Annotated in this window: 1 protein-coding gene; it reads left to right on the top strand. The window is 77.1% G+C overall.

Features of this window, described 5'->3' with window-relative positions:
• Positions 1 to 222, top strand: a 222-nt coding sequence (locus J7523_RS20470) for a UBP-type zinc finger domain-containing protein (protein ID WP_291890645.1), incomplete at its 5' end; no start/stop codon positions are given.
• Positions 223 to 638: the final 416 nt, after the last annotated feature.

Genomic DNA, 638 nt, shown 5'->3' with positions numbered 1-638 from the left:
GACTCGTCGCCCGCGCAGCACGCGACCGCCCACTGGCGCGACACCGGGCACCCGCTGGTGCGCAGCTACGAGCCCGGCGAGGACTGGTGGTGGGACTACGCGGCTGACGCGTACGGCCGGGGCCCCGACCTGGCCCCGCCGCAGGCGCACCCCGCCGACCAGCCGGCCCCCGGCCCGGCGGACCGCGTCCCCCCGGACTGGCGCTCCCGCCTGCACGCCTGACCCCGCCGCCGCACCTGACCCCGCCGCCGCGCCGACCACTGGTCACTTCGGTGCCGATCCAGGGCGCTCGCCGCACCCGTTCTGACCAGTGGTCACCGGGTGGGGTGCCGATGTGACCAGTGGTCAGTTCGGTGCTGGTTCTGGGTGTGCGCCGCTGCCGTTCTGACCAGTGGTCGCCGGGTGGGGTGCCGTTGTGACCAGTGGGCGGCGTGCCGGGGACGGTCGGGCCTAGCCTCGGGGGATGAGCACGTTCGCGACCGCCGGCCGGATCGTCGTGGGGGCGGGGACCTCTGCGCAGGTGGGTGGGCTCGTCGACGAGCTCGCCGGTGCGGCGGACGGGGTCGACGGGGCGCGCCGTCCCCGCGTGCTCGTCGTCGCGGGCGGCTCGGCCGACGTCGACGCGCTCACCGCCGGGC

It is taken from the genome of Cellulomonas sp., assembly GCF_017744555.1.
GTDB lineage: Bacteria > Actinomycetota > Actinomycetes > Actinomycetales > Cellulomonadaceae > Cellulomonas.
The sequence above is the reverse complement of the archived record's forward strand: the minus strand, read 5'-3'. Positions and strand labels throughout refer to the sequence as shown.